Source organism: Glutamicibacter sp. BSL13 (assembly GCF_052928425.1).
Map to the genome: position 1 here is coordinate 1 of NZ_JAVGCZ010000106.1, position 8,689 is coordinate 8,689.

The following is an 8,689-nucleotide window of genomic DNA, read 5'->3' on the forward strand; positions in this document are numbered from 1 at the left end:
GGCGGGACAGGCCCGGTCGGATGGCCACGGTCTTGATCAGCAGCCACAACCCGCTCAACCCCAGCACGGTCCACCAGGCGCGGTCCACGCCGCGCCGAACGCTGGCGGCCAGCCAGGCCAGGAACAGGACGATCTCCACCACGTTCATCGCCGCGAAAACCAGTCGGCCAATACCCAGCCCGAGCGGAATGGTGATGCCCGGGGCGGTGAACTTCAGCGGCGCCTCGATGAAGGAGATCCCGATGATCAGCCCCAGCCAGATGGCCGGGACCAGGAGCCGGGTGGCCACGGCCCATCGGGCGGCGGTGCTGGGTCGGGTGGCGCAATCGGTGTGGGACAAGGCGTCCATGCCTTCCACTCTACGCCGCGCCGGACAGCCCGCTGGCGCCGGGCGCCTGTGGGGCTAGCGGGTGGCACCGGTCCGCGCGGCGCGGGTGGAGCGCACCGAGGCGACCCCCAGCCCCAGGGCCATCAGCACGCAGCCAATCAGGAACACCTGGATGCTGGCCTGCAGGCCAAAGTGCCCGGCCGCCCACCCCAGGCCGATGACCGGAATGGTGCTGCCCAGGTAGGTGACCACGTAGATCGCCGAGACCGTGCTGGCGTGCTCGGAGGGTGCCACCGCGTCCACGGCGGCGGAAAAGGCGGCACGGAACGCCAGCCCCTGCCCCAGCCCGATCACGATCATCGCCAGCACCACGACGGGCAGCAGCGCCGCCTCCAACCCGAGCAGCAGGGCCCCCATCCCGGCGGCCATCAGCAGCAGCGCCACCGTTTGCAGGTGCCGGCCGCGGATCTGGGTCAGCTGCACCAGGGCGGAGACGCCCAACGCCAGCCCGGCCAGCGCCCCGATCACCGGAAGCCAGGAAATGGCGAAGATCTCGGCCAGATAACCCGGGGCCAGGGAAAGAATGAAGCCGAAGATCGCAAAACTGAGGAAACCGGTCAGCGCGGCCAGCCAGAATTCACCGCGCGCCCCGGAGGGCACGCTGGCCACGCGTGGCGCCAGCGCCCGGCCCCGGGTGCCCGGTGCGGCCACGGCGATGGCCGGGCGGGCCCGCACCAGCAGCAGGGGCACGAGCAGCAGCACCAGCGCCACGGCCTGGACGGTGAAGGCGGTGCCCAGCCCGCCGGGCAACAGGGCCAACAGCCCACCGATGACCGGTCCGACCGCCACCCCGCCGGAAGAGGCCAGCAGGGTGAAGCGCGAGGCCCATTCGGGCTTGCTGGGCAGCAGTTCGCGCAGTGCCGCGGCGCTGGCCCCGGTGGCCAGGGCGACCGAGGCCCCCTGCAGCCCGCGTCCGGCGCACAACCCCAGCAGGTCATCGGCGGTCCCGAAGACCAGCGTGCCGGCCAGGCCAATCAGCACGGCCAACAGCAGCGCGGCGCGGCGGCCGATGTGGTCGGACCAGTGCCCGACCGTGACCAAAAAGACGATGAGTGCCATCACGTAGCTGGCGAAGGCGACCGAGGTGCCCATCGGCCCCAGGCCCAGCGACTGCTGCAGCCCCGGGTAGAGTGGGGTGGCCAGGTTGGCGCCGCACAGCAGCACAAAGATCACCAGCCCGGAGAGCACCAGGCGGGTGCGCGGCGTGGCGTCCCACCGGTCGTAGCTGGCTGCCGTGCCGGGACGCATCCTCAGCTCACTGATCACCGACATCGCCGACCCGCCATTCTGGTGTCCGCCAGCCACCGGACGTGGCGGCGTGCTGGTCCCCTGCCGATCAACAGGGGTGGAAGAGATTGAGCATTCTGCTTCGAGATGGCTACGCGAATAGCCTGTTCCTTCACTAATATGGAATACTTCAAAGCATTGCATCGCCAATTGACGGTTCCATTGAGCAAAACATCCAAAAATTGGCGGATCGGGAGAGTACGGAGAGTAGTTTTGGTGCGTTTGGACGACGTGGACGTGAAGATCTTGCTGGCCATGATCGCGGATCCACGGATCCAGATTTCCGAGCTGGCCGATCAGGTGGGCATCGCCCGCAACACCGCCCAGTCCCGGATGCGCCGGCTGCTGCGGGCCGGGGTGCTGCGCGACGGCGGACGCGACATCGACCTGGCGGGCCTGGGCTACGACGTGCTGGCCTTCGTGACCCTGGAGGTGATGCACCGCGACATTGATGCGGTCATCTCCGCGCTGCGCGGGATCCCGAACATCCTGGAGGTCCATGAGATCTCCGGCAACGGCGATCTGTGGCTGCGCCTGGCCGCCATGGACACCCATCAGCTGCAGTCGGCGCTGCGCCAGATCCTGCGCATCCGCGGTGTGAACCGCTCGGAGACCACGTTCGCGCTGCACACCCACCTGTCCTACCGCTGCGCCCCGCTGCTGGAGCAGTACCGCCAGGACCACGGCTAGGCTTCCGCCGCCTGGGCCCAAATCACTGCCGCAGAAACACACCGATTTCAAGACTTCCTCTGGCTACCTCCACGCCCTAGGCTGGAGATACCAAGTAGCCACGAGGGGTGTTCCCCGGCTGAGGCAGGATACTCCTCGACAACCGAAGGAGTACGTCATGAGCCGCGACATGGAACCCGGGGACTTCGCCCCGCAGTACGGCAACGATCTGTACGAGCCCGACGACGGACGCGATTCGCAGGCCTATGAGGGCTCCAGCGACATGCCCGAAACCATGCGCAACATCGACCCGCTGGCCCAGCGCGGTTACCTGCTCGACGACGACCTCGAAGAGGACTCGGACCTGGATAACGAGTTCACGGACGAAGACGATGCGGAAGAGGACGACGACGAGGACGAGGAGGACGACGTCCCGGTCGAGGACCTGGAAGAGGCCTAACACCTCGCAGAAGCGTCCTTTCGCCCCTTCCGGGTTCCGCCCCGAGCGGGGGCGGCAAACCCGTGGTGCAACGCGCCCGGCTCCGCCCGGGATAGACGGCAGGGTAGGTTCCGGCCGCTTCCCGGCGCCCGCGTGTCCCGCACCAGCTGCGCCAGGAAGCGGATGGGCCTCCCGCTCCCCACGCCGTGGGGCACGGCCGTTGCCCGCTTCCCGCGCGGACCCCACGCGTCTCTTGTCTTGCACCGGCCCGGGGAACAACACCGCCTAGACTGGGATGCGTGATAAATCCGGTTCACCTGCGCACCCTGCTTGAAGTCATCGCCCATCGCTCCTTTGCCACGGCCGCTGCCCGGTTGGGCTACACCGCCAGCGCCGTGTCACAGCAGATGACCGCCCTGGAGCGCGCCGCAGGAACCACGCTGTTCCTGCGCGGGGCGCGTTCGATCACCCCCACCCCGGCCGCACTGCGCATGGTGCGCCACGCCAAGCGGGTGCTGACGGACATCGACGCGCTGATGGCCGACGTGGCCACCGCGGAGGCGGACACCAGCGAACGCGAGGAAATCCGGGTGGGAATCTTCCCCTCCCTGGCCGCCTACGCGCTGCCGCAGCTGCTGGCGGCCGAGGACTGGCCCGCGCTGGGCATCAACCTGCGGCTGTGGATCGGCGAACCCCAGCAGACCGTGGCGGGCCTGGGGGCCGGCGGGGACCTGGATTTGGCGCTGATCTTCCAGGTCGGGCCCGGCGGGCTGAGCTGGCCGGCGAACCTCTCGCGCACCTGGCTGGGCGATGACCAGTTCCGCGTGGTGATCCCCGCCTCCTGGCCGATGTCCGATGACTCCACCCTCAGCCTGGACCAGCTGGCCCAGTGGCCATGGATCATGCACCATCCCGGCGCATCCGATGCAACGCTGATTGCCCGGCTCTTCGCCTCCTACAACATCCACCCGCAGGTGGCCGCGTACTGCGACGACTTCGAGGCCTCGCTGAACCTGGTGGCCGCCGGCTTCGGCGCCGCCCTGGTCCCGGATTTGGCGATGGCCCGCGCCCCGGAGGGACTGCGCCTGGTCGATGCGCCCGAGATCCGCCTGGCCCGTTCCATCTTTGCGCTGATGCCCGACCAGGCCGCCAAGCCCAAGGCCAGCCTGGTGCTTGACCGGCTGGCGCAGGTGCTGGACCGCCACCCGACCGTGCGCTGATCCGCCCCGGCACGCCGGACGGCTGCCGGGGACCGGCCGCGGATCCGGCGCAAACCGGCAATCCTTGGCATACTCGGTGGTGGGCCCGCCCCGGCGGCACTGGCCCCGGACCAAACACAGCAACGATGACAAGGAGCACCGTGAGCGAACTGGTGGTTTCACGAACCCTCGGACCGATAGGACACCTGGAGCTGAACCGGCCGGAAAAGCTCAATGCACTGAACCTTGAGATGCTCAGCGAGCTGGATGTGGTGCTGCGCCGCTGGGCCGATGACCCGCAGATCCAGCTGGTGGTGCTCACCGGCCGCGGCGAGCGCGGGTTCTGCGCCGGCGGGGACATTGCCGCCTTCCACCAGGCCGTGACCAGCGGGGACCACCGCGCCTTCCTGCAGCTGCTGGAGCTGGAGTTCAGGATCGACCATTTCCTCTCTGTCTATCCCAAGCCGGTGCTGAGCATCGCCCACGGCATCACCATGGGCGGCGGGATTGGGCTGGCCAGCCACGCCCCGGTGCGGGTGGTGACCAGTGATGCGCGCATGGGCATGCCCGAGGCCCGCATCGGCTACACCCCGGATGTGGGCGGCAGCCACCTGCTGGCCATGGCTCCGGGACACTTCGGCGAGTACTTCGCGATGACCGCCTCCAGCTTCACCGGGGCCGACGCCCCGTTCCTGGGGTTCGCCGACGTGGTCATCGACCCGCAGACCGCTGCCGGGCTGCTCGATGAGCTCGATGACCTGGTGGGTCTGGAACCGGCGCAGCTGATCTCCGCGCTGGAGCTGCTGCACGGTTCGGTGCCGGCCAGCGCGCTGCAGGCCGAACAGGGCTGGATCGACCACGCCTTCTCCGCCGGCACCGCCGAGCAGGTGCTGCAGCGGCTGGATGAGATGGTGCACCCGAAGGCCGCCGAGGCGGCCGCCGCGATCCGGGCAAACTCCCCCACCAGTGTCACCAGCGCATTCCTGGCGGTGCGCCGTGCCCGTGAGGAGGCGCTGCTGCGCGGGGCCCTGGACCGGGAGCTGCGCCTGGCCGACTACCTGATGTACCTGCCGGACCTGGCCGAGGGCATCCGCGCCCAGGTGATCGACAAGGACCGCAACCCGGCTTGGGAGCCGGACACGCTGGCTGCGGTGGACACCGCCAGGCTGGCCGAAGTGGTCCAGGGACCCTAGCTGCCCTGGTGCTGCATCTTGCCCGGCTTGCCTTCCGGCCGGGTGACATCCTGGTGCACCGGCTTGACCACCTGCCGGTCCTTCGGCTCGATACGCGGGGCGGGCACGGTGTTAGGGTGCCCCGGCTGGCCGGCCGGCGGCATCAGGACCACCGCGTGCGGGGTGCCGAACCGAAGCGGCGCGTGCTCGCCAAAGTGGTCCGAATCCGCCTCCTCCCAGTCCTCCCGCCAGGTGGTGGGCGTGTCCTCCAGCAGCTCGCCGGGGCGCAGCCAGTGGAACAGCGAGGCGTAGGAGCGGGTGCTCTGCAGGTTCACCCGGCGCCGCAGCATCCGGGTGTTCAGCTGGTCCGGGCTGGTCAGCCCCATGGAGGCCATGATCTGGTTGGCCTCGGTCACCGTCAGCCGGTGGTAGTTGTACACCCGGTTGCCCTTGTCGTCCACCACCAGGGCGCGCATCCGGCGCTTGTCCTGCGTCGCCACCCCCACCGGGCAGGTGTTGGTGTGGCACTTCTGGGCCTGGATGCAGCCGGTGGCCATCATCATTGACCGGGCCGCGAAGCAGAAATCCGCGCCCTGGATCAGCCGCTTGACGATGTCATTGCCGTTGGCGATCTTCCCCGCGGCCGCCACCCGCACCTCCGAGCGCAGCCCGGTGCCCATCAACGCGTTGTGCACCAGCATCAGCCCCTCCGTCAGCGGGGTGCCCACGGTGTCCTCGTACTCCAGCGGCGCCGCCCCGGTGCCGCCCTCGGCCCCGTCCACGGTGATGAAATCGACCAGGGTGCCGGTCTCCAGCATCGCCTTGCAGATGGCCAGCACGTCGGTGCGCGAACCGACGCACAGCTTGATGCCCACCGGCTTGCCGCCGGAGAGTTCACGCAGCCGGGTGACGAAGGCCAGCATCTCGCGCGGGGTGGAGAATTCGGGGTGGCTGGCCGGGGAGATGCAGTCCTCCCCCTCGGGCACGCCGCGGGCCTCGGCGATTTCCGCGGACACCTTCGCGCCGGGAAGCACGCCGCCCAGCCCGGGCTTGGCGCCCTGGGAAAGCTTAATGGTGATGCCCTTGACCTTTTCATGGGCGGCCTTGCGGGCGAAGACCTCCGGGTTGAAGCGGCCCTCACTGGTGCGGCAGCCGAAGTAGCCCGAACCCAGTTCCCAGAACAGGTCCGCCCCGTATTCCAGGTGGTACTTGGTCAGCCCGCCCTCACCGGTTTCATGTACGAAGTCACCCATCGCGGCGCCCTTGTTCATGGCCAGCACCGCGTTCTTGGACAGGGCACCAAAGCTCATCGAGGAGATGTTCAGCAGCGAGATGTCATACGGGGCGCTGCACTGGGAGGAACCCACACGCACCTTGTGCTGGTCCGAGACAGCGGCGGCCGGCGCGGTGGAGTGCAGCAGGTATTCGTAGCCGACCGCGTTCACCTCCCGTTCGGTGCCGAAGGCCTTGTGGCTGTCCGCGCCCTTGGCCCGGGCGTAAATCAGCGAACGGGTGTCCCGGTCAAAGGGCTTGCCGTCGGTATTCCGCTCAATGAAGTACTGCTGCAGTTCCGGGCGAATGAACTCGAAGAAGAACCGAAAGTGGCCCAGGATTGGGTAGTTGCGCAGGATCGCGTGGCGGGTCTGCAGCAGGTCGTGGATCCCCACCCCCAGCAGCACCGCACAGAAGGCGGCCAGCACCAGCCAGGCGGCGCTGCCCAGCGCGGAGGCGAAGATTGCGGCCACTGCGGCGGCCGTGGTGATCACTATCAGGAAGATCAGAATGAAAAACCGTGCCATGGCCCGAGCCTAGCCCCACTGGGTTGGTGCCCGAAAGTGGCTCTTCCCAGTGATCTGGCAGTTCCCAGCTTCGGGGTCTGCAGCGGCAGATCAGCGACGAAAGTGAGCGTAGCGAAGCTTTCCGCGCAGGTAAGGCATCATCCTGGGATGTCTGCCTCGACGACGGAAGCAGCTTCAAGCGCTTGCTGGAATTTCGCGGTGACGTCTCTGCCGTTCTCAAATGCCTGCAACGTTCCTAGACGGAACCCGGTGGCATGCCTGGTCACCAGGCTTTCCACCTCGGCAACATCGAATTCTCGAGCCCACTGCAAGGCATTCGTTTTTCGATCAAAGCGCAGGCATACCGCGAGGTCGAAGTCCAGATCAGCAAAGGCAAAGATGCGTTGCGTATCGCGTGGAAGGGTACGTGTCTTGATCTGAATCCGTCGCTTCTGCCCATCGACAAGGTCGAAGGACTTGTTGCCCGGCGCCGTGAGGTGGCCTCCATAGACACGAAGTGCAAGGTACTCACCAAGTTCTCCGCCCAGATCGCTGTCCGTCTGGGTGATCCCGCGCCGTTTGAACTCGGCTCGCAGTGCTGCTTCCATCTTCAGCAGATCGTCAACGGTCCACCCGCTGAAGTCGATATTCCTCATAGGAGCAATTCTACGAACTCTCAGCGGGCCCGGGGTACGCCAGAGCAAGGGTAGGGACGGGGTTCAATTGGCCACCGGTTCGGGTCTGCTACACCCCGTCCTCGATGCTGGCCAGTTCGCGCCGACGCATCCTGGCGAAGAGCGAGTCGGGGCGGTCCAGCAGGGCGGCGGCGCTGCCCCGCTCGATGACTTCCCCGTCGGCGAGCACGATCACTTCGGCGAAATCCTGCAGCACACCGAGCTTGTGGCTGATCATCAGCAGCCCCATGCCCGCATCCACGCGGCGTGCCAGGGCCTGCATCACCAGGGTTTCGGTGTGCGTGTCCAGTGCGCTGGTGGCCTCGTCGAGGATCAGGAACTGCGGTTCGCGCAGCAGCGCCCGGGCCAGCACCAGACGCTGGCGCTGCCCGCCGGAGATCCGCGATCCGCGCTCCCCCAGCCGGGTGTCAAGCCCCTCACGCTGGGCGGCGAACCACTGGCCGAGCCCCAGCTCCTGCAGCACGCCGGCCAGCGTCGCATCGGTCATCCCGGTGCGTCCCAGGGTGAGGTTTTCGCGCAGGGTCCCGCGCACCAGCGAGTCGTCCTGCGCCACCAGCACCAGCGCGGTGCGCAGGTCGCTCAGCGTCAGCTCGTCGATCGGCACCCCGTCCAGGAGCACGGTGCCGTACGAATCGACGGCGCGCAGCAGCGCGGCGGCCAGCGTGGATTTGCCCGACCCGGATTCGCCCACCAACGCCACCCGTTCCCCGCGGCCCAGTTCCAGGTCCAGTGCGCGCAGCACGGTGCGGCCCTGGCGCTGGACGCTCAGGTCCTGCACCTGCAGTCCGTCACCCGCGGGGCCCAGGGCGCGGGCGGCGCCCGGTTCGGCCACCGGCGGTTCGGCCAGGTGGTTGGCGTACAGGGTGCGGATGCTGTGCAGCGATTCCTGCAGCGAGCCGACGAACCCCTCCACGCCGCGCACCGCCTCAAAGGAGGGGACGGTGAGCACCAGCAGCAGGATCAGTTCTCCGCCCGGCACCCGGCCGAGCCCGGCGACCGCCACACCCAGCACGGCCAGCCACGGCACCACCGCGACGGCGCTGGCCCGCAGCCCGCGCACCC

At 68.2% G+C, this 8,689-nt stretch carries 9 protein-coding genes; 4 read left to right on the forward strand and 5 right to left on the reverse strand.

Going from position 1 to position 8,689, the window contains the following annotated elements; genetic code table 11:
- Together RCJ92_RS13695 and RCJ92_RS13700 are read right to left on the reverse strand one after the other, a co-directional pair.
- On the reverse strand, positions 1 to 349 hold a 349-nt coding region (locus RCJ92_RS13695), incomplete at its 3' end, for a hypothetical protein (protein ID WP_446754837.1).
- A gap of 54 nt (positions 350 to 403) precedes the next feature.
- A complete protein-coding gene (locus tag RCJ92_RS13700) occupies positions 404 to 1,660 on the reverse strand; it encodes an MFS transporter (RefSeq protein WP_360026735.1) in 1,257 nt (418 codons plus the stop codon).
- A gap of 228 nt (positions 1,661 to 1,888) precedes the next feature.
- On the opposite strand from RCJ92_RS13700, the gene RCJ92_RS13705 reads away from it, so the two are divergent.
- From RCJ92_RS13705 to RCJ92_RS13720, 4 genes are all read left to right on the forward strand, one after another.
- Entirely contained in the window at positions 1,889 to 2,365 is a 477-nt protein-coding gene (locus RCJ92_RS13705; RefSeq protein ID WP_246049623.1) for an Lrp/AsnC family transcriptional regulator, read from the forward strand.
- Between the two features lie 157 nt (positions 2,366 to 2,522).
- Entirely contained in the window at positions 2,523 to 2,804 is a 282-nt protein-coding gene (locus RCJ92_RS13710) for a hypothetical protein (RefSeq protein WP_138926985.1), read from the forward strand.
- 278 nt (positions 2,805 to 3,082) lie between these two features.
- Positions 3,083 to 4,003 carry a LysR family transcriptional regulator gene (locus RCJ92_RS13715; RefSeq protein ID WP_138176085.1) on the forward strand — a complete coding sequence of 307 codons (921 nt, stop codon included), beginning with the start codon at positions 3,083 to 3,085 and terminating at the stop codon, positions 4,001 to 4,003.
- Between the two features lie 140 nt (positions 4,004 to 4,143).
- Positions 4,144 to 5,175 carry an enoyl-CoA hydratase/isomerase family protein gene (locus RCJ92_RS13720; protein ID WP_446754838.1) on the forward strand — a complete coding sequence of 344 codons (1,032 nt, stop codon included), beginning with the start codon at positions 4,144 to 4,146 and terminating at the stop codon, positions 5,173 to 5,175.
- On the opposite strand, the gene RCJ92_RS13725 is transcribed toward RCJ92_RS13720, so the two are convergent.
- The 3 genes from RCJ92_RS13725 to RCJ92_RS13735 all read right to left on the reverse strand — a co-directional run.
- Positions 5,172 to 6,953, reverse strand: a complete 1,782-nt coding sequence (locus RCJ92_RS13725) for an FMN-binding glutamate synthase family protein (RefSeq protein WP_138926987.1) — start codon at positions 6,951 to 6,953, stop codon at positions 5,172 to 5,174. The genes RCJ92_RS13720 and RCJ92_RS13725 overlap by 4 nt on opposite strands.
- Positions 6,954 to 7,090: 137 nt before the next feature.
- The gene (locus RCJ92_RS13730; RefSeq protein WP_054821573.1) at positions 7,091 to 7,588 is read right to left on the reverse strand and encodes a DUF6998 domain-containing protein; all 498 of its coding nucleotides are present in this window, start codon (positions 7,586 to 7,588) and stop codon (positions 7,091 to 7,093) included.
- An 88-nt stretch (positions 7,589 to 7,676) separates the two neighbouring features.
- Positions 7,677 to 8,689, reverse strand: a 1,013-nt coding sequence (locus tag RCJ92_RS13735; RefSeq protein ID WP_446754839.1) for an ATP-binding cassette domain-containing protein, incomplete at its 5' end; no start/stop codon positions are given.

Bases quoted from the DNA above. Each gene is read 5' to 3' on its own strand.
- RCJ92_RS13730 (WP_054821573.1), bottom strand. From the start codon at position 7,588: ATGAGGAATATCGACTTCAGCGGGTGGACCGTTGACGATCTGCTGAAG.
- RCJ92_RS13710 (WP_138926985.1), top strand. From the start codon at position 2,523: ATGAGCCGCGACATGGAACCCGGGGACTTCGCCCCGCAGTACGGCAAC.
- RCJ92_RS13700 (WP_360026735.1), bottom strand. From the start codon at position 1,660: ATGTCGGTGATCAGTGAGCTGAGGATGCGTCCCGGCACGGCAGCCAGC.
- RCJ92_RS13725 (WP_138926987.1), bottom strand. From the start codon at position 6,953: ATGGCACGGTTTTTCATTCTGATCTTCCTGATAGTGATCACCACGGCC.